An 18976-nucleotide genomic window follows, 5' to 3' on the forward strand; every position below is an offset into this window, starting at 1 on the left:
TTGACCTTCATCCGGACGCCCTCGCGGCCCTTGCCGGGCTGCACACGCGTCACCCGCCCCTGGGCATCCACATGCACCCGGTCACCCGTGATGAGAGTGACCACCGACGCGGCGGACTGCGCCTGCCGCGCCTTCGCCGCGAACGCCCGGGCGGCTTCCGCACTGTCGGCACCGACGGCCGAAGCCGCACCCGCGGTGGCACCTGACGTCAGCCCGGCCGTGAGCAGAGCGGCCACCATGACAGCGCCGGCTCTCTTCTTGTACATACGCAAAACTCCCCCAACCTTTGAGGCGCTTCATCGAACAAACCCCCGAAGCGCATGCGCCTTGAGTATGCACGCACCCAGAAGAGGCGGAGGATCAGCCCCCTACCAAGATCCGCATCTCAACGCAACCCGCGCCTCGCGGGGCGCAGTTGGGGCGGATCTCGATCTTCGGTGTCGCTTCGCCCCAGAAGACGTGGATCAACGCCCATCGGTTCACTCGTACAGCGATCGAATTTTTACGCCGGGCACACCTGGGCCCGCGACTGGGCCCAGGGACCCTCCCCGCGAAGGCGCCCCCCTCTTACGCTCCTTGCGCCCGGGGCCGCAGAAGCGGAACGCGCGGGCCGGAGCAACGAGGAGCACGGATGAAGGAAACCGGAGAGTCTCCCCTTTGGCATGCCCGGGTCAAAATACCCGTCGGCCGGTTCGGCGACAGAGGTGTGGCCGGTACCGAGTACGTGGCGATGATCCTGATCGTCGCCATGATCTCCGCCGCGATCGTGGTGCTGTCGGTGCCCCAGTCCACGGCGACCGGACTCAAGTCCGCCGTCTGCCGCGTACTGCATCCGCTGAGCGGCGCCGAGGCGTGCCACTCCGGCGACGTCGCGGGCGACGATCCCGGCGACGGCGGGGAGGGAGGGGGCGGCGGGGGCGACGGGGATCCCGGCGACGGTGACGGTGGCGGTGACGGTGACGACGGGCCGCCGGTCGTCCCGGAGAACGACCCCTTCGAGCCCGCGAAGTGCCTGCTGTCCGAGGACCAGACCAAGGACACCGTCGTCATCCAGATCCTCTTCATCAAGATCAGCAACGCCGAGACGGTCAAGATCCAGCAGTGGTCGGACGGAACCGTCACGCTGGAGCGGGTGACCGACACCGGAGTCGGGGCCACCGCCTCGGTCTCCGCCGGCATCCCGGGGCTCAAGGACTGGGGCGGCAGCGCGTCGCTGAGCGCCAGTTACATGAGCGGCAAGGGCCAGGGCGGACAGTGGCTGTTCTCCGGTCACCGGAGCGACGACCCGCAGGCCGACCTGGAGGCCAACCTGGAGGACGCCAAGGCGTTCGCCACGGCGCTGAAGCAGCTGGAGGGGTGCAGGGCCATCGCGGGCAGAGGGGTCTCCCCCATCGGCCAGGCGTCATGCATCGACCAGGCCAAGGGCAAGCTGCAGAACACCGATCCGTCGAGGATGCCGGACGTCGACATCACCAAGTCGACCACCGAGCTGTCGGGCGGTCTGAGCCTCGGCAAGTCGTTCTCCAAGGGCAAGGGCGACGACAAGGAGAAGCTCGGCTCCATCTCCACCGAGCTGTTCAACGCCTCGATGACCGAGGACGTCGTCGTCATGCGGGCCAGGACAGGCCCCAGCGCCGGCACGGTCACCTTCGTCTACACCTTCACCGTCACCGGCAACGGCGGCCAGGGCCTCCAGGGCAAGGGCACCAGGATGCAGCAGGTCTCCGTGACGTACGACGCCGCCGCCTACGACGAGGAGGAGAAGAACGGCGTCCCCCACACTCCCCAGAAACTGGTCGTCACCACCAGCGAGGAGGCCGGCGAGGGCGCGGGTGTCAAGGTCGGCGGCAGTGTGCCCGCCGGCAGTCTGCCGGTCACGATCGACGTCGGCGGCGGCGCGGGCAACATCAGGTCGACGATCCACACCGAGTCCGCCGAACTGCCCCTGGACAACGACGCCGACGCCCGGGCCGTCGAGGACTGGCTGCGCGGACGCGGCGACTTCCCGGCCACCGACGCCCTCCCCTCCCCCTCCGACGCGTCGGAGCCGCTGAGCGACGACGCCGGGCCGATCGAGCGGCTGCTGCACGACAAGGCCAAGCTCTCGCGGCTCGACTACAACGCCAACACCGACTGGTGGAACGCCTCGCTCGGCATCGGCTTCGGGATCTCCGCGGGGCAGGTGACGATGGGCTTCAAGCTCTTCGGTATCGACATCACCCATGAGCACAAGGAACAGACCATCACCGGCGACCCGACCTACGCCACCGGCCCGCAGAAGGGCGGCGGCCGACCCTGGGTCGAGTGGAAGAACTGCACCCGGACCACCCCCATACCGGTGTGATCCCACCCCGACCAGGCCGTTCCCCCGGTGTTCTGGGCCCACAACTGGGCCTGCGGGCCCTGCCGATGGGCCTGGGCCCATACCTAAGCTGTCGCGGACTCGGGGGAGTTGGCGACTGCGGGAATCGAGGAGTGCGCATGAAGGGAGCCAAGGACCTCCAGACCTGGCATGCCCATGGCGATATACCCGTCGGCCGGACCAGGGACAGAGGTGTGGCCGGTACGGAGTACGTGGCGATGATCCTGATCGTCGCCATGATCTCCGCCGCGATCGTGGTGCTGTCCGTACCGCAGGACACGGCGACCGGACTCAAGGCGGCGGTCTGCCGGGTGCTTCATCCGCAGAGCGGTGCGGAGGCGTGTGCCACCGGCGACCTCGCGGACGACGACGGGGAGGACGGCGGGGACGACGGGGACGGCGGTGGCGGTGACGACGACCCGCCGATCGTCCCGGAGAACGACCCCTTCGAGCCCGCCAAGTGCCTGCTGGCCGAGGACCAGACCAAGGACACCTACACGGTCCAGATCATCTTCATCAAGATCAGCGGATCCGAGCAGGTCAAGGTCAGCCAGTGGTCCGACGGCACCGTCACCATGGAGCGTGTCGTCGACAGCAGCGTGGGCGTCACCGCCAGCATCTCGGCGGGCATCCCGGGGCTGAAGGACTGGGGCGGCAGCGCCTCCCTCAGCGGCAGCTACTCCAAGGGCAGCGGCAGCGGCGGCCAGTGGCTGTTCGCCGGCAACAAGAGCGACGACCCGCAGGCCGACCTGGAGGCCAACCTCAAGGACGCCAAGCAGTTCGCCGAATACCTCAAGGCCGCGTCGAAGTGCCAGTCCACCTCCACGCGGGCGTGGGGCGCGGAGCTGGGGATGATCTGCAACGAGTCCGCCAAGAAGAAGAAGCCCGATCTCGACCCGGAGAGGGCCCCGGACGTCGACATCACCAAGTCGACGACGGAGCTAGCCGGCGGGCTGAGCTTCGGCCAGTCCTTCACCAAGGGCAAGGGCGACGACAAGAAGGACCTCGGCTCCATCTCCACCGATCTCTTCTCCGCGTCGATGACCGAGGACGTCGTGGTCATGCGGACCAAGACCGGCCCCGACGCCGGCAAGATCACCTTCGTCTACACCTTCTCCGTCAGCGGCCAGGGCGGGGTGGGCGCGCAGGGCAAGGCAAGCAAGATGCAGCAGGTCGCCGTCACCTACGACGCCGCCGCCTACGACCAGGAGGAGAAGGACGGCACCCCCCACACCCCGCAGAAGCTGGTCATCACCACCAGCGAGGAGGCCGGGGAGGGTACGGGTGTCAAGGTCGGCGCCGGAGTGAACGCGGGGCCCCTCCCGGTGACCATCGACGTCGGTGGCGGCGGTGGCAACATCAAGTCGACGATCCACACCGAGTCCGCCGAACTGACCCTCGACAACGACTCCGACAGCACCCTCGTCGAGGACTGGCTGCGCGGTCGCGGCAGCTTCCCCGCCAGCGACGCCCTGCCGAGCCCCTCCGACGCCGCCGAACCCCTCGGCAACGACGCCGGCCCCCTCGAAACACTCCTCCACGACAAGGCGAAGCTCTCCCGCCTCGACTACAACGCCAACACCGACTGGTGGAACGCCTCCCTCGGCATCGGCTTCGGCGTCTCGGCGGGACAGGTCACCCTGGGCTTCAAACTCTTCGGCCTGGACGTCACCCACGAGGAGAAGAACAGCCGGATCACCGGCGACCCGACCTACGCCACCGGCCCGCAGAAGGGCGGCGGCCGACCCTGGGTCGAGTGGAAGAACTGCACCCAGACCACTCCCGTCTGAGAAGGGGCTCGCACGCGTGGCACACCTCCCCTGAACGCGGGCCCGCGGGCCCGCGTTCAGGGGAGTACGGCGATCCCGTCCAGCTCCACCAGGGCCTGTTCGTCCCAGAGGCGCACCACACCGATCACCGCCATCGCCGGATAGTCCCGGCCCGCCAACCGCCGCCAGATCCGGCCCAGTTCGGGTGCGTGGGCCCGGTATCCGGCGACATCGGTGGCGTAGACGGTGACGCGCGCGAGATCGCCCGGCGTGCCCCCGGCCGCCGCGAGGGCGGTGAGCAGATTGCCGAGCGCCGTGCCGAACTGCGCCGGGAGCGTCGCGCCGACGACGTTCCCGGCGCCGTCGAGCGCGGTCTGCCCGGCCAGCAGGACCAGCCGGCCGCCGGTGGCGGTGACCGCGTGCGAGAAGCCGGTGGCCGGCGCGAGTGAGGCGGGGTTGATCCGGTCCAGGCCCATCACCCCACCGCCTGAGGAGGGTTGGCCGTCGCGCGGTACAACTCCTTGGCGATGATGGTGCGCTGGACCTCGCTCGCGCCCTCGTAGATCCGTGGCGCGCGCACCTCGCGGTACAGGTGCTCCAGCGGATGGCCGCGCTGGAGGGCGCGGGCGCCGTGCAGTTGGACGGCGGTGTCGACGGCGAACTGCGCGGTCTCGGTGGCGTACAGCTTGGCCATGGCCGAGCGCGCGGGCACATCGGGCGCGCCCGTGTCGTACGCGCAGGCCGCCGCGTACACGAGCAGCCGGGCCGCCTCGATCCGGGTGGCGACCTCCGCGACCTGGTGGGCGACGGACTGGAGGTCCTTGAGCGGCCCGCCGAACGCGGTCCGGGTCGCCGTGTGGGCGAGCGCCGCGTCCAGCGCGGTCTGTGCCATGCCGACGGCGAAGGCGCCGACGCTGGGCCGGAACAGGTTCAGGGTGCCCATGGCGACCCGGAAGCCCCGGCCGACCTCGCCGAGCACATCCGCGCGGGTCACGGGCACGGCGTCGAAGCGCAGCGCGCCGACGGGGTGCGGGGCGAGCATGTCGAGGGCGGTGCCGGTCAGGCCGGGGCGGTCCGCGGGGACGAGGAAGGCGGTGATGCCCCGGGAGCCGGTGGCCTCCGGCGCCGCCGGGCCCGTTCGCGCGAAGACGGTGTAGAAGTCCGCCTCGGGCGCGTTGGAGATCCAGCGTTTCTCACCGGTCAGCAGCCAGCCGTCGTCTCCACCGCCGCTCCCGCCGTCCGGTACGGCCCGCAGGGCGAGCGCGGCGGCGTCGGACCCGGCGGCCGGCTCGGTCAGCGCGAAGGCGGCCACCGCGCGGCCCGCGCCCACCTCGGGAAGCCAGCGGGCGCGTTGCCCGGCCGTCCCGGCCAGCACGATCGGGTACGCGCCGAGCCCCTGGAGCGCGAGCGCCGTCTCGGCCTCCGTGCAGCCCTGGGCGAGGGACTCCCGCAGCAGGCACAGGTCCAGCGCCCCGGCGGTGAACTGCCGTTCCAGCAGGCCGAGTCCGCCGAGAGCCAGCAGCAGCTCACGGTTGACCCGGCCGGGCTCGCCCTTCGCGGCGAGCGGGCCCAGCCGGTCCGCCGCCAGGGCGCGCAGTTCGGCGCACCACGCGGTCTGCGCAGGATCGAGCGTGAACGCGGGCATCCGGACTCCACTTCCCGTGCGTCTATCGCGAGCCGTTGACTGTCGTCATCTTCACGATACGCTCGAAGGGCGACCCCACCACAGGTACTGCCTCGACCGGCACGACATCCGACCGGCAAGACAGAGCAGGGGCGACCCATGGAGCTGACCCCGTCCGCCCACACCGACACCTTCGCGCGCGACCAGCTGCCGCCCGCCGCGCAGTGGCCCCGGCTCCTCCCCCTCCCGCCCGGGTCCGCCACCGGCCGGCTCAACTGCGCCGTCGAGCTGCTGGACCGTACCGTCGAGCGGTTCGGCCCTGACCGTCCCGCCTTCCGTACGGCGGACCCCGGCGACATCTGGTCGTACGGGGAACTGCGCGCCCGGGTGGACCGGATCGCGCATGTGCTCACCACCGATCTGGGTGTGGTGCCCGGGAACCGGGTGCTGCTGCGCGGCCCCACCACCCCGTGGCTCGCCGCCTGCTGGCTCGCGGTGCTCAAGGCGGGCGCGGTGGCCGTGACCGTACTGGCGCAGCACCGCGCGGGTGAGCTGGCCGTCATGTGCGACATCGCGCGGGTCGGCCACGCGCTGTGCGACGTCCGGTCGGTGGACGAGCTGGTCGCGGCCGGGGTGCCGGGGCTGCGGATCACGACGTTCGGGGACGGCGGCGCGCCGGACGATCTGCTGCGGCTGGCGGGGCGGCGGCCCGGCCGGTACGAGGCGGTGGCGACGGCGGCCGACGATGTGGCGCTGATCGCCTTCACCTCGGGGACGACGGGCCGGCCCAAGGGGTGTCTGCACTTCCACCGGGATGTGCTTGCGGTGGCCGACACGTTCGCCCGCGAGGTGCTGCGGGCGGCGCCGGGCGATCTCTTCACGAGCAGCTCGCCGCTCGGCTTCACCTTCGGTCTCGGCGGTCTGCTGATCTTTCCGCTGCGGGTGGGCGCGTGCGCGCTGCTGCTCGAACAGGCCGGTCCCCGGCAGCTGTTGGCGGCGGTGCCGGAACACGGGGTGTCGGTGCTGTTCACCGCGCCGACCGCGTACCGGCTGATGCTCGACGAGCTGGCGGCGCGCCCGTACGACCTCTCCTCGCTGCGGCGGTGTGTCTCCGCGGGCGAGAATCTGCCCGCCGGGACCTGGCGGGCGTGGCGGGAGCGGACCGGGCTGCGGATCATCAACGGCATCGGGGCGACCGAGCTGCTGCACATCTTCATCTCGGCGGCGGACGACGCGATCAGGCCGGGGACGACGGGGGTGCCGGTGCCGGGCTGGCAGGCGCGGGTCGTGGACGCCGCGGGCGCGCCCGTACCCGACGGTGAGCCGGGGCTGCTGGCCGTCCGGGGTCCGGTGGGCTGCCGGTATCTGGCGGATCCGCGCCAGCGGGAGTACGTACGGGACGGCTGGAACCTGACCGGCGACACGTATGTGCGCGAGCCCGACGGCTACTTCCGCTATGTGGCGCGCGCGGACGACATGATCGTCTCGGCCGGGCACAACATCGCGGGCCCGGAGGTCGAGGAGGCGCTGCTGGCGCATCCGGACGTGGTGGAGGCGGCGGTCGTCGGCCGGCCCGACGAGGTGCGCGGCCTGATCGCCGCCGCGTATGTCGTGTTACGGAGCGGGGTGGCGCCGGGCGAGGAGACCGCGACGGCGCTGCGGACGTTCGTGCGGTCGCGGCTCGTGCCGTACAAGTGCCCGCGCGCGATCGTCTTCCTGGACGCGCTGCCGCGCACGCCCACGGGCAAGCTCCAGCGCTACCGGCTGCGGGACCCGGCGTAGGCGCTGTGCCGCCGGCCTGGCCTTCCCGGTCGGTCTAAAGTGATCACGTGGCCGACCAGCGCACTCCCCGCTCCCTCATCGTGACGCTCTACGGCGCGTACGGCCGGACGCCGGACGGCGCCCCGCTCGCGGTGGCCGAGCTGATCCGGCTGCTGGGCGCGCTCGGGGTGGACGCGCCGTCCGTGCGGTCGTCGGTCTCGCGGCTCAAGCGGCGCGGTCTGCTGGTGCCGGAGCGGACGGCGGACGGCGCGGCCGGGTACGCGCTGTCGGCGGAGGCGCGGCAGCTGCTGGACGACGGGGACCGCCGGATCTACGACCGGCCGGCGCCCCGGCTCCAGGACGGCTGGGTGCTGGCCGTGTTCACCGTGCCGGAGGCCGAGCGGCACAAGCGCCATCTGCTCCGCTCCCGGCTGGCGGGACTCGGGTTCGGTACGGCGGCGCCGGGGGTCTGGATCGCGCCGGGACGGCTGCGCGAGGAGACCCGGCACACGCTGCGCCGGCTCGAACTCGACCCGTACGTCGAGCTGTTCGGCGCCGAGCACCTCGGTTTCGAGCCGACGGCGCGGGCGGTGGCCCGCTGGTGGGACCTTGACGCGATCGCCGTACGGCACGAGGAGTTCCTGGCCGTGTACGAGCCGGTGCTCGCCAACTGGCTCCGGGACGGCGGCGGTTCGGCGGAGGACGCGTACCGCGACTATCTGTTCACGCTGGACGCGTGGCGCCTGCTGCCGTACGCCGACCCCGGTCTGCCGGCCGGACTCCTGCCGCCCGACTGGCCGGGCGAGCGCTCCGCCGAGGTCTTCGCCGCCCTGCACACCCGGCTGCGGGACGCGGCGCTGGAGTTCGTCCGCCCGCCGGTCACCCCGGGGTGAGCCGGGGCGCCGGGGGGACGGGGCGGCCGGCCGGCGGGGGCCTGGAGCCCGCGCGGTACGGGAGGGGCCAGGGGGCGCCGGGGCCTTCGTAGCCCTGCTCGGCGGCGGCGCGCAGGGTCCAGTTCGGGTCGTACAGATGCGGTCTGCCGAGGGCGCACAGGTCGGTACGGCCCGCCAGGATCAGGGAGTTGACGTCGTCCCAGGAGGAGATGGCGCCGACCGCGACGACCGGGACGGCGAGGGTGTTGCGGATCAGGTCGGCGTAGGGCGTCTGGTAGGAGCGGCCGGTCTCGGGGCGTTCGTCCGCGACGACCTGTCCGGTCGAGACGTCGATCGCGTCGGCGCCGTGTGCGGTAAAGGCGCGGGCGATCTCGACGGCGTCCTCGGGGGTGGTGCCGCCGGGGGCCCAGTCGGTGGCGGATATCCGTACGGTCATGGGGAGTTCGGCGGGCCATTCGTCCCGTACGGCGTCGAAGACCTCCAGCGGGAAGCGCAGCCGGGCCGCCAGGGGGCCGCCGTACGCGTCGGTGCGCCGGTTGGTGAGCGGGGAGAGGAAGCCGGAGAGCAAGTAGCCGTGGGCGCAGTGCAGTTCGAGCAGATCGAAGCCGCTGCGCCGGGCTCTGCGGGCGGCGGCGGTGAACTGCTCGCGCACTGTGTCGAGTTGGCGCCGGTCGAGCTGGTGCGGGCGCTGGCTGACCCCGGGCCGGTACGGCAGCGGGGAGGCGGCGGCGAGCGGCCAGTTACCGGCGGGCAGCGGCTCGTCCATGCCGTCCCACATGAGCCGGGTGGAGCCCTTGCGGCCGGCGTGCCCGAGCTGGACGCCGATGGCCGTGCCGGGTGACCGGGTGTGGACGAAGTCGGTGACGCGCCGCCAGCCGTCGCCCTGTTCGCGGGTGTAGAGGCCGGTGCAGCCGGGTGTGATCCGGCCCTCGGCGCTGACGCACACCATCTCGGTCATGACGAGCCCGGCGCCGCCCAGCGCGCGGGCGCCGAGGTGGACGAGGTGGAAGTCGCCGGGGACACCGTCCTCGGCGCTGTACATGTCCATGGGCGAGACGACGATCCGGTTGCGCAGGGTCACCCCGCGCAGCCGGAAGGGGGTGAACATCGGTGGCGTGGAAGGTGGTTGGCCGGTCCGCTCGACCGCCGCGAACTCCTCCTCCACCGCCCGGGTGAAGTCCGGGTCGCGCAGCCGCAGACCGCTGTGGGTGACGCGGCGGCTGCGGGTGAGCAGGCCGAAGGCGAAGCGGTGCGGCGGCTGCCCGGTGCGGACGGCCGGCTCCTCGAACCAGCGCAGACTGGCGGCGGCGGCACGCTGTGTGGACGCCACGACCGGGCGGCGTTCGCTCTCGTAGGCGGCGAGCGCGGCCGGCAGGTCACCCGGGTCCGCCCTCTCGCCGACGCACGCGGCGAGCGCGAGGGCGTCCTCGACGGCGAGTTTGGTGCCGGAGCCGACGGAGAAGTGCGCGGTGTGGGCGGCGTCGCCGAGGAGCACCGTACCGCCGTGGCTCCAGCGCTCGTTGGTGACCGTACGGAAGGTGCTCCATGTCGAGGATCCGGCGTACAGCGGCCGGCCGCCGAGCGCGCCGGCGAAGATCCTGGCGCAGCGCTCGACGGAGGCGCGTACGTCCTGCGTGTCGAAGCCGGCCGCCCGCCAGACCTCTTCGCGCATCTCCACGATGACGGTGCTGCGGCCCCCGCCGGCGCTCCCCGGCCCGCGCTCGTACGGGTAGCCGTGGAGCTGCATCACCCCGTGCGGGGTTTCGGCGATCTCGAAGCGGAACGCGTCGAGGGCGAAGTCCGCGGCGAGCCAGAGGTAGCGGCAGCGGTGGGTGGTGACGGCCGGGCCGAAGGTGCCGGCGTGGGCCGCGCGGGTGGCGCTGTGGACGCCGTCGGCGGCGATCACCAGGTCGTACGCGGCGGCCAGTTCGGCGGCGGGCGGGGCCTGCGTACGGTAGTGGAGCCGTACGCCGAGGGAGGCGCAGCGCTCGCCGAGTATCTCCAGCAGCCGGCGCCGGCCGAGTGCGGCGAAGCCGTGGCCGCCGCAGGTGAGGGTGCGGCCTCGGTGGACGATGTCGATGGTGTCCCAGCGCACGAACGCGGCGCGCAGCGCGCCGTACACGACCGGGTCGGCGTGCTCGATGCCGCCGAGTGTCTCGTCGGAGAGGACGACTCCGAACCCGAAGGTGGCGTCGGGGGCGCCGCGCTCCCAGACGGTGATGTCGCGGGCGGGGCCGAGCCGTTTGAGCAGGGCCGCCGCGTACAGTCCGCCGGGACCGCCGCCGATGACGGCGACGCGCAGCGGCGTCACCGGCCCTCCCAGAGCGGTGGCCGCTTCCCGGTGAACGCGGCGTGGAATTCGGCGTAGTCCGCGCTGTTCATCAGCAACGCCTGGGTGGCGGCGTCCAGTTCAACGGCGGCGGCCAGCGGCATGTCCAGTTCGGCGGTGAGCAGGGCCTTGGTCCGCGCGTACGCCAGGGCGGGTCCCGAGGCCAGCCGCCGGGCCAGCTCGGTGGCCCGGTCGGTGGCCCTGCCCTCGTCGGTCAGCTCGCTGATCAGGCCGATCCGCTCGGCCTCGGACGCGCGGACGGACTCGCCGAGCATCAGCAGCCGCGTCGCGTGGCCGAGGCCGACGACGCGCGGCAGCAGATACGCGGCGCCCATGTCGCCGCCGGCCAGGCCGACCCGGGTGAAGAGGAAGGCGAAGCGGGCGGAGGGGTCCGCGATCCGGAAGTCGGCGGCGAGCGCGAGGACGGCGCCGGCGCCCGCCGCGACCCCGTGCACGGCGGCGATCACCGGGAAGGGGCACTCGCGGACGGCCCGGACGACCTGCCCGGTCATCCGGTTGAAGTCGAGGAGCTGTGCCGTGTCCATCGCCAGGGTCGCGCCGATGATCTCGTCCACATCGCCGCCGGAGCAGAAGCCGCGGCCCTCGCCGGCCAGCACCAGGGCCCGTACGGACCGCTCCCGGGACAGCTCGGCCAGCAGGTCGCGCAGATCGGCGTAGGCGCCGAAGGTCAGCGCGTTGAGTTTCGCGGGGCGGGCGAGCGTGACGGTCGCGGTGCCGTCCGTCCGCCGGTCCAGCCGGATATGGCGCCACTCCCGGGTGCGGGGCGCGGAGCCTTCGAACGGGCTCATGGAGCGGGACTCATGGAGTGCGGCCTCCTTCGAGCGGGGGCGTGTGCTTACGATGCCCGTTTCGAAGGTATCACTCATGTGTGACTGTCGTCACGAGTACGCGATAGCACGGAGCGGGCAGCCTCCCGATGGGCGGAACGGCCCGCTCCGGAGGGGACGAAGGTCCCGTGGAACAGGGCCGAAGGTCCTGCCCCGGGTGGGACCCCGCCTCTTGCCCATCCTTTTACGCTCCGTAAAGTTGAACGTAATAGGACTTACCCGCCCCCCGATGACTGCCACGTCCCCGATCGGACCCGCGCCCATGACCGAAGCCGCAGACGCCTCCCCCTGGCGAGTCTCGCTGCCGCACAGCGCGGAAGCCGTGCCGCTCGCGCGTGCCCTGGTCCGCACGGCGCTCGCGCATCTGGAGGAGACGACCCACAGCGACACCGCGGAACTGCTCACCGCGGAGCTTGTCGCCAACGCCATCCAGCACACCCGCGACGACCACCCCATCGAGCTGGTGGTGGAGTTGCTGCCGACCGGCTGCCAGGTCGAGGTCCACGACCGCGACCCGGCGCCGCCGGGCAATCTCACCGACCCGGGCGACATGCCCGACCCCTGGCAGGAGGACGGCCGCGGGCTGCTGCTGATCAGCACGCTCAGCTCGGCCTGCGGCCATCGCGCCACGGATCAGGGCAAGGCGGTCTGGTTCACCCTGCCCGCCTGCTGACGGGACCCACCCGCCGGAACCTACGCGCCGGGAGGGGCGGCGAGCGTCGCCACCAGCACGGCCTTGATCGTGTGCAGCCGGTTCTCCGCCTCGTCGAAGACGACCGAGTGCGCCGACTCGAAGACCTCGTCCGTGACCTCCAGCTCCGTCAGCCCGTGCCGCGCGTGGATCTCCCGGCCGACGCTGGTGCCCAGGTCGTGGAAGGCCGGCAGGCAGTGCAGGAACTTGACGTCCGGGTTGCCGGTGGCGCGCAGGACGTCCATCGTCACGGCGTAAGGACCGAGCGCCGCGATCCGCTCGTCCCAGACCTCCGGCGCCTCGCCCATCGACACCCACACATCGGTGGCGATGAAATCCGCGCCCGCGACGCCCGCCGCGACGTCCTCGGTGAGCGTGATCCTGGCGCCGCTCGCCTCCGCCGCCCGCTCCGCCAGGGCGCGGACCTCCTCGCTCGGCCAGTAGGCGCGCGGCGCGACGATCCGTACGTCCATCCCCAGCAGGGCGCCCGTGACCAGGTACGAGTTGCCCATGTTGAGGCGGGCATCACCCAGATAGGCGAACGCGACCTCGGTCAGCGGCTTCTCGGTGTGCTCGGTCATGGTGAGCACGTCGGCGAGCATCTGGGTGGGGTGCCAGTCGTCCGTGAGGCCGTTGAATACGGGCACCCCGGCGTGCTCGGCCAGCCCCTCGACCGTCGCCTGGGCGTCCCCGCGGAACTCGATGCCGTCGAACATCCGGCCGAGGACCCGGGCGGTGTCCTTGACCGATTCCTTCTTCCCGATGTGCGAACCGGCCGGGTCGAGATACGTCGTGGACGCGCCCTGGTCGGCCGCCGCCACCTCGAAGGCGCAGCGCGTCCGGGTCGAGGACTTCTCGAAGATGAGGGCGATGTTCCGGCCGCGCAGGCGCTGGACCTCGGTGCCCGCCTTCTTCGCGGCCTTGAGCTCGGCGGCGAGCGCGATCAGACCGCGGAACTCGTCCGCGGTGAAGTCCAGCTCCTTGAGGAACGAGCGGCCTTCGAGGTGTATCGCCATGGGGCTGCTCCTGGAGCGCGTGAGGGTGGCGGACGGTGGGGAAACGACTGAAACCGTAACTATATACGATCCCCCGTATTGCTATACAGCCCCCCACTCCCGAGGAAAGCCTGCCGCGGGTCACCGCGGTACGGCGTCCCGCTCCACCGGGCAGCTCATACAGCGCGGCCCGCCCCGCCCCCGGCCCAGCTCGCCGCCCGGGATCTCGATCACCTCGATGCCCTGCTCGCGCAGGTGCGTGTTGGTGGTGACGTTCCGCTCGTACGCGACGACCACCCCCGGCTCGACGGCGAGCACGTTGCAGCCGTCGTCCCACTGCTCGCGCGCCGCCGAGTGCACGTCCTGGGTGGCGGTCAGCACCCGGATACGGGCCAGGCCGAGCGCCGCCGCGATGGCCCGGTGCATATGCTCCGGCGGGTGGTCGGTGACCTTCAGCTCCTGGCCGTCGCCGCCCGGTTCGATGGTGTACGAACGGAGCATGCCGAGGCCCGCGTACTGGGTGAAGGTGTCCCCGTCGACCATCGTCATCACCGTGTCGAGATGCATGAACGCCCGCCGCTTGGGCATGTCGAGCGCCACGATCGTCTGGGCGGACCCGGTCGCGAAGAGCCCGCGCGCCAGCATCTCCACGGCCTGCGGGGTGGTCCGCTCGCTCATCCCGATCAGCACCGCGCCCCGGCCGATCACCAGGACGTCGCCGCCCTCGATGGTCGACGGATAGTCGTCCTGCCCCTCCGACCAGTGGTGGAACTCCCCGGCCGGCGCCCCCGGGCCGGCGAAGAGCGGATGGTGCTTGTAGACGGCCTCGAAGTGCACCGTCTCGCGCTGCCGCGCGGGCCAGCGCATGGCGTTGATGGACACCCCGTCATAGATCCAGGCGGAGGTGTCCCGGGTGAAGAGATGGTTGGGCAGCGGGTCGAGCAGGAAATCGTCGAGATCCATCACATGGAAGCGGACCGAGACCGGCTCCGCGTGCCGCTCCAGGAAATCACGCTTCGTCATCCCGCCGACCAGCGCCTCCACCAGCTCGTCCGTCGGCAGCCCGTCGAAGATCTCCCGGAGATGCCCGGTGGCGAGTGGCCCGTACTCCTTCTGGTCGAAGACCCGGTCAAGTACGAGCCGGCGCGCCGCCGCCACCTCCAGCGACTCCCGGAGCAGCTCGCCGAAGAGATGGACCTGAACGCCGCGGTCCCGCAGGACCGCGGCGAAGGCGTCGTGCTCCTCCTGGGCGCGCCGCACCCAGAGCACGTCGTCGAAGAGCAGCGCGTCCTTGTTGTCCGGTGTGAGCCGCTTCATCTCCAGACCGGGTCGGTGCAGTACGACGCGGCGCAGCCGCCCGGTCTCCGAGTTCACCTGGAATCCCATGCCCCCATCGTGACGCGATCACCCCGCGCGCACCACCGTCCCCCGGGGCGGAGCGCCACCGCCCCGGGGGACGCGCGCGCCTCAGAGCCGGGGGTCGACCGGCTCCGACTCCAGGGCCAGGACGGCGAAGACCGCCTCGTGCACCCGCCACAGCGGCTCGCCGTCCGCGAGGCGGTCGAGGGCCTCCAGACCGAGGGCGTACTCCCGCAGCGCCAGCGACCGCTTGTGGCCGAGGAACCGGCCGCGCAGCCGCTGGAGGTTCTCCGGGCGGGTGTAGTCGGGGCCGTAGACGATCCGCAGATACTCCCGGCCGCGGACCTTGATGCCGGGCTGGACGAGCCGGCCCTTGGCGTCCTTCGCGAGTGCCTGGAGCGGCTTGACGACCATGCCCTCGCCGCCGCGCTCCGTCATCTCCAGCCACCAGTGCGCGCCGGCGCGTACGGAGTCCTCGTCGCCGGTGTCGACGACCAGCCGCCGGGTGGTCCGGAGCAGGCCGGTCGGGTCGTGCTCGACCAGCCGGTCCAGCCACGCCAGTTGCTCGTCGTGCGGTACGGCGGCGAGGCTCCTGCCCTGGGCGGCGAGCAGCTGGAACGGGGCGAGCCGTACGCCGGTCAGCCCGTCGGTGGGCCAGCAGTAGCGCCGGTACGCCTCGGTGAACGCCGCGGCGTCGGCGGCGCGTTCACGCTGCGCGGCCAGCAGGGCGGCGGCGTCGACGCCCCGGGCCGTGGCCGCTTCGAGGGCGCGGGTCACGGCGGGGAAGGCGGCCGAGGCGGCGGCGCCCACCGCCGCGTACTGGGTGCGCAGCAGACCGGTCGCCTTCAGCGACCAGGGCATCAGCTCGGCGTCGAGGAGCAGCCAGTCCGTGTCGAGTTCGGCCCAGAGCCCGGCGGCGGTGACGGCGGTGCGCAGCCGGTCCAGGATCTCCTCGGTGACGGCGGTGTCGTCGAAGAAGGGCCTGCCGGTACGGGTGTGCAGCGCGCCGGTCGGTCCGCGCACACCGAAGCGAGCCTCGGCCGCGTCCGCGTCGCGGCAGACCAGGGCGATGGCGCGGGAGCCCATGTGCTTCTCCTCGCACACGACCCGGTCGATCCCGTCGGCCCGGTACTGCGCGAACGCCTCGGCCGGGTGCTCCAGATAGCCGTCCTCGGCGGAGACCGCGGTCGGCGCCATGGTGGGCGGCAGGTGGGCGAGCAGGCGCGGGTCGATCGCGAAGCGGCTCATGACCTCCAGCGCCGCCGCCGCGTTCTCCTCGCGCACGGCGAGCCGGCCCAGGTGGCGGGTCTCCACCACGCGCTTTCCCCGCACGTCGGCGAGGTCGAGCGGGCGCCCCTCCCGGCCGCCGGGTGCCTCGGTGGTCAGCGGCTTGACCGGCTCGTACCAGACCCGCTCGGCCGGTACGTCGACCAGCTCGCGCTCGGGCCAGCGCAGCGCGGTCAGCTTCCCGCCGAAGACGGCGCCGGTGTCGAGGCAGATGGTGTTGTTGATCCAGGAGGTGGTGGGGACGGGGGTGTGGCCGTAGACGACCACGGCGCGGCCCCGGTACTCCTCGGCCCAGGGGTAGCGCACGGGCAGGCCGAACTCGTCGGTCTCGCCGGTGGTGTCGCCGTACAGGGCGTGCGAGCGGACCCGGCCCGAGGTGCGGCCGTGGTACTTCTCGGGCAGCCCGGCGTGGCAGACGACGAGCCGGCCGCCGTCCAGGACGTAGTGGCTGACCAGGCCGCGGATGAACTCCCCGACCCGGGCGCGGAACGCGTCGTCCTCCTTCTCCAACTGCTCGACGGTCTCGGCGAGTCCGTGCGTGAGCTGGACCTTTCCGCCCTTGAGCCAGCGGCCGAGCTTGTTCTCGTGGTTGCCGGGGACACACAGGGCGTCGCCCGAGGCGACCATGTCCATGACCCGGCGCAGCACTCCGGGGCTGTCGGGGCCGCGGTCGACGAGGTCGCCGACGAAGACCGCCGTACGGCCCTCGGGGTGGTGCCCGTCGCGGTAGCCGAGCCTGCCGAGCAGGGTGTCCAGCTCGGAGCGGCAGCCGTGGATGTCACCGATGATGTCGAAGGGGCCCGTGAGGTGTCTGAGGTCGTTGAAGCGGCGTTCGCGGACGACTTCGGCGCGCTTGACCTCGCTCTCGTCGCGCAGGATGTGCACCTTGCGGAAGCCCTCGCGCTCCAGTCCGCGCAGGGAGCGGCGCAGTTCGCTGCGGTGCCGCTTGATCACATGGCGGGGCATGGTGGCCCGCTCGGGGCGGCCGGCGTTGCGGGCGGCGCAGACCTCCTCGGGCAGGTCGAGCACGATGGCGACGGGCAGTACGTCGTACTCCCTGGCCAGCCGGACGAGCTGGCGGCGGCTGTCCGCCTGGACGCTGGTGGCGTCCACGACCGTGATCCGGCCGGCCGCGAGCCGCTTGCCGGCGATGTGGTGGAGCACGTCGAACGCGTCGCGGCTGGCGCTCTGGTCGTTCTCGTCGTCGGCGACGAGGCCGCGGCAGAAGTCCGAGGAGATGACCTCGGTGGGCGCGAAGTGGCGCCGGGCGAAGGTGGACTTGCCGGAGCCGCTGGCGCCGATCAGCACGACGAGGGAGAGATCGGGGACGGCGAGGGTGCGCCGGGAGACCGTCGCGTCCGTCGCGCCTGTGACGTCCGTGGTGTCTGTGGCGTCCGTGGTGCCGGTGGTGTGCTGAGAGTCGGTCATGCGGTCTTCCCCTCCTTCGGGGCCGGCGCGGATACGGCGGATACGGATGCGGATGCGGTTACGGATGCGGGCGGGCGGAGCCGGAAGACGGCCAGCTGGGTGGGCGGGCCCACCTCGGGGTCGTCGGGGCCGACGGGGTTGTACGCCACGTCGTAACCGTGCCGCGCGCCCACGCCGTCGGCCCAGGCGCGGAACTCGGCGCGGGTCCACTCGAAGCGGTGGTCGCTGTGGCGTACGTGCCCGGCGGGCAGGGTCTCCCAGCGTGCGTTGTACTCGACGTTGGGTGTGGTCACGACGACGGTCCCGGGCCGCGCCGAGCCGAACACCGCGTGTTCCAGGGCGGGCAGCCGCGGCAGGTCGAGGTGTTCGATCACCTCGCTCAGCACGGCGGCGTCGTATCCCTTGAGCCGCTTGTCGGTGTAGGTCAGGGAGCCCTGGGTGAGGGTGACGCGCGCGGCCTGGCGCTCCCCCATCCGGTCGAGCTTCAGCCGGCGGGCGGCGACGGTCAGGGCCCGCGTGGAGACATCCAGGCCCAGGACGCGGGTGTAGCGCGGGTCCTTGAGGAGCGCCTGCACCAACTGGCCCTGTCCGCAGCCGAGGTCGAGCACGGTGCTCGCACCGGAGTCGCGCAGGGCCGCGAGGATCGCCGCGCGCCGCTGGTCGGCGAGCGACGGCTCCTTCGGCTCCGGTACGGCCTCCTGGCCGGTGGTGTCCGCGCCCGAGGTGAGCCCGCCCGAGGTGAGCCCGCCCGTGGTGAGCCCGCCCGTGGTGTCTTCGCCCGTGGAGTCCTCGCCCGTGGAGTCTTCGACGGGCGTGTCCTCGACGGCGTTGTCGAGCGCCTCGACCTCGATGTCGTCGGCCTCGGCGAGCCGTACCAGCGCCAGCCGCTCCGCGGCCTGCCGGGTCAGGGTCCGGCGGCGGGCGAGATAGCGGTCGGCGATCAGCTGCCGCTCGGGGTGCTCGGCCAGCCAGCCCTCGCCCGCCCTGAGCAGCTTGTCCACCTCGTCGGGCGCCACCCAGTAGTGCTTGGAGTCGTCGAGCACCGGCAGCAGGACATAGAGCTGGCGCAGCGCGTCGGCCAGCTTCAGCTCGCCCTCCAGGACGAGCTGTACGTAGCGGGAGTCGCCCCACTCCGGGAACCGCTCGTCGAGCGCCACCGGAGCGGCGTCCACCGTCGCCCAGCCGAGCGGTCCGAAGAGCGCCCGCACCAGGTCGGCGCCGCCGCGCGCGGGCACGGCGGGCACCTCGATCCGCAGCGGCAGCGGGCTCGCGGCGCGCTCGGGCAGCGCCCGGCAGTCGCCGCGCAGCGCGCTCTTGAAGACCGTGCTCAGCGCGACGGCCAGGAGCGAGGAGGCCGCGTAGGGGCGGTCGTTGACATACTGCGCGAGCGCCGCGTCGGGCGATCCGCCCCGGCCCTTCCCCTTGCTCCGCCGTACCAGCGCCACCGGATCGATCTCCAGCAGTAGCGCGGCCGTGCAGCGCTCGGTGGTCGCCTCGGGGTACAGCACATGGGCCGTACCGTGCGACGTGGAGAACGTCTGCGCCCGGTCGGGATGCTTGTGCAGCAGGAATCCGAGGTCGGTCGCGGGACGTTCCGGGGTGCCGGTGGTCGTGATGGTAAGGAACACCC

Annotated in this window: 14 protein-coding genes; 5 read left to right on the forward strand and 9 right to left on the reverse strand. The window is 72.3% G+C overall.

The window, feature by feature from the left end; all coding sequences use genetic code 11:
- The coding region (locus AB0389_RS05960) for a hypothetical protein (protein ID WP_366394095.1) at positions 1–266 on the reverse strand (266 nt) is incomplete at its 3' end.
- Positions 267–706: 440 nt separating this feature from the next.
- On the opposite strand from AB0389_RS05960, the gene AB0389_RS05965 reads away from it, so the two are divergent.
- A complete protein-coding gene (locus AB0389_RS05965) occupies positions 707–2344 on the forward strand; it encodes a hypothetical protein (protein ID WP_366394096.1) in 1638 nt (545 codons plus the stop codon).
- A gap of 137 nt (positions 2345–2481) precedes the next feature.
- On the forward strand, positions 2482–4152 hold the full coding sequence (locus tag AB0389_RS05970; protein WP_366394097.1) for a hypothetical protein: 1671 nt from the start codon (positions 2482–2484) through the stop codon (positions 4150–4152).
- 56 nt (positions 4153–4208) lie between these two features.
- Here AB0389_RS05970 and AB0389_RS05975 read toward each other — a convergent pair whose 3' ends face one another.
- Together AB0389_RS05975 and AB0389_RS05980 are read right to left on the reverse strand one after the other, a co-directional pair.
- Positions 4209–4607: a RidA family protein gene (locus AB0389_RS05975; protein ID WP_366394098.1), complete on the reverse strand. Its 399-nt coding sequence runs from the start codon at positions 4605–4607 to the stop codon at positions 4209–4211.
- Positions 4607–5776 carry an acyl-CoA dehydrogenase family protein gene (locus AB0389_RS05980; RefSeq protein WP_366394099.1) on the reverse strand — a complete coding sequence of 390 codons (1170 nt, stop codon included), beginning with the start codon at positions 5774–5776 and terminating at the stop codon, positions 4607–4609. Before AB0389_RS05980 ends, AB0389_RS05975 begins: the two co-directional genes overlap by 1 nt.
- 138 nt (positions 5777–5914) lie before the next feature.
- Between AB0389_RS05980 and AB0389_RS05985 the strand changes: the two genes are divergently transcribed.
- Together AB0389_RS05985 and AB0389_RS05990 are read left to right on the forward strand one after the other, a co-directional pair.
- Positions 5915–7537 (forward strand): AMP-binding protein, encoded by a 1623-nt coding sequence (locus tag AB0389_RS05985; RefSeq protein ID WP_366394100.1) that lies wholly within the window; start codon positions 5915–5917, stop codon positions 7535–7537.
- 47 nt (positions 7538–7584) lie between these two features.
- The gene (locus AB0389_RS05990; protein ID WP_366394101.1) at positions 7585–8409 is read left to right on the forward strand and encodes a PaaX family transcriptional regulator C-terminal domain-containing protein; all 825 of its coding nucleotides are present in this window, start codon (positions 7585–7587) and stop codon (positions 8407–8409) included.
- Here the strand turns inward: AB0389_RS05990 and AB0389_RS05995 are convergent.
- A complete protein-coding gene (locus tag AB0389_RS05995; RefSeq protein WP_366394102.1) occupies positions 8396–10720 on the reverse strand; it encodes a bifunctional salicylyl-CoA 5-hydroxylase/oxidoreductase in 2325 nt (774 codons plus the stop codon). The genes AB0389_RS05990 and AB0389_RS05995 overlap by 14 nt on opposite strands.
- The gene (locus AB0389_RS06000; RefSeq protein ID WP_366394103.1) at positions 10717–11547 is read right to left on the reverse strand and encodes an enoyl-CoA hydratase family protein; all 831 of its coding nucleotides are present in this window, start codon (positions 11545–11547) and stop codon (positions 10717–10719) included. The genes AB0389_RS05995 and AB0389_RS06000 overlap by 4 nt, the downstream gene beginning before the upstream one ends.
- A gap of 301 nt (positions 11548–11848) precedes the next feature.
- On the opposite strand from AB0389_RS06000, the gene AB0389_RS06005 reads away from it, so the two are divergent.
- Positions 11849–12259, forward strand: coding sequence for an ATP-binding protein (locus AB0389_RS06005; RefSeq protein ID WP_366394104.1), 411 nt, complete (start codon positions 11849–11851; stop codon positions 12257–12259).
- A 20-nt stretch (positions 12260–12279) separates the two neighbouring features.
- On the opposite strand, the gene argF is transcribed toward AB0389_RS06005, so the two are convergent.
- The 4 genes from argF to AB0389_RS06025 all read right to left on the reverse strand — a co-directional run bounded on the left by argF (position 12280) and on the right by AB0389_RS06025 (position 18974).
- Entirely contained in the window at positions 12280–13293 is a 1014-nt protein-coding gene (gene argF, locus AB0389_RS06010; protein WP_366394105.1) for an ornithine carbamoyltransferase, read from the reverse strand.
- Between the two features lie 120 nt (positions 13294–13413).
- Positions 13414–14658 carry an arginine deiminase gene (locus AB0389_RS06015; RefSeq protein WP_366394106.1) on the reverse strand — a complete coding sequence of 415 codons (1245 nt, stop codon included), beginning with the start codon at positions 14656–14658 and terminating at the stop codon, positions 13414–13416.
- 81 nt (positions 14659–14739) lie between these two features.
- Positions 14740–17346, reverse strand: a complete 2607-nt coding sequence (locus AB0389_RS06020; protein ID WP_366394107.1) for a polynucleotide kinase-phosphatase — start codon at positions 17344–17346, stop codon at positions 14740–14742.
- Positions 17343–18974, reverse strand: a complete 1632-nt coding sequence (locus AB0389_RS06025; RefSeq protein WP_366394108.1) for a 3' terminal RNA ribose 2'-O-methyltransferase Hen1 — start codon at positions 18972–18974, stop codon at positions 17343–17345. Before AB0389_RS06025 ends, AB0389_RS06020 begins: the two co-directional genes overlap by 4 nt.
- Between the last annotated feature and the right edge of the window lie 2 nt (positions 18975–18976).

Source organism: Streptomyces sp. NPDC093109, from assembly GCF_040701725.1.
Classification (GTDB): domain Bacteria; phylum Actinomycetota; class Actinomycetes; order Streptomycetales; family Streptomycetaceae; genus Streptomyces.

What these genes read in the sequence shown, in the direction of transcription:
- AB0389_RS06020 (WP_366394107.1), bottom strand. Translation starts at nt 17,346, where the DNA reads ATGACCGACTCTCAGCACACCACCGGCACCACGGACGCCACAGACACC.
- AB0389_RS06005 (WP_366394104.1), top strand. Translation starts at nt 11,849, where the DNA reads ATGACCGAAGCCGCAGACGCCTCCCCCTGGCGAGTCTCGCTGCCGCAC.
- AB0389_RS06000 (WP_366394103.1), bottom strand. Translation starts at nt 11,547, where the DNA reads ATGAGCCCGTTCGAAGGCTCCGCGCCCCGCACCCGGGAGTGGCGCCAT.
- AB0389_RS05970 (WP_366394097.1), top strand. Translation starts at nt 2,482, where the DNA reads ATGAAGGGAGCCAAGGACCTCCAGACCTGGCATGCCCATGGCGATATA.
- argF (WP_366394105.1), bottom strand. Translation starts at nt 13,293, where the DNA reads ATGGCGATACACCTCGAAGGCCGCTCGTTCCTCAAGGAGCTGGACTTC.
- AB0389_RS05975 (WP_366394098.1), bottom strand. Translation starts at nt 4,607, where the DNA reads ATGGGCCTGGACCGGATCAACCCCGCCTCACTCGCGCCGGCCACCGGC.
- AB0389_RS06015 (WP_366394106.1), bottom strand. Translation starts at nt 14,658, where the DNA reads ATGGGATTCCAGGTGAACTCGGAGACCGGGCGGCTGCGCCGCGTCGTA.
- AB0389_RS05985 (WP_366394100.1), top strand. Translation starts at nt 5,915, where the DNA reads ATGGAGCTGACCCCGTCCGCCCACACCGACACCTTCGCGCGCGACCAG.
- AB0389_RS05980 (WP_366394099.1), bottom strand. Translation starts at nt 5,776, where the DNA reads ATGCCCGCGTTCACGCTCGATCCTGCGCAGACCGCGTGGTGCGCCGAA.